1 tRNA gene is annotated in these 263 nt (G+C 40.7%); it reads right to left on the bottom strand.

Annotation, left to right across the window (positions count from 1 at the left end):
• Window positions 1-20 precede the first annotated feature (20 nt).
• A tRNA-Met gene (locus V7068_RS10650) sits at window positions 21-94 on the bottom strand.
• Window positions 95-263: the final 169 nt, after the last annotated feature.

Here is a 263-nt window from a genome sequence, read left to right on the forward strand (position 1 = left end):
GTTTCGTTTTTTTGGTTTGATTGCGGGGACAGGATTTGAACCTGCGACCTTCGGGTTATGAGCCCGACGAGCTACCGGACTGCTCCACCCCGCGACGATAGAAATACTGATATTTTGCTTATGCACCTAATTTTGTGTCGACTGTTTCTTCCCCTTCTAGAATTTCAGTATGAGGATGCGTCGAAACAACTTGATGATAATATATAGTATATACTCTTTTTATAAAAAATATACACAAAATATATAGCTTGGCGACGTCCTAC

The sequence above is a fragment of the Bacillus sp. JJ634 genome, from assembly GCF_036962285.1.
In the GTDB taxonomy this organism is placed as follows: domain Bacteria; phylum Bacillota; class Bacilli; order Bacillales; family DSM-1321; genus Peribacillus; species Peribacillus asahii_A.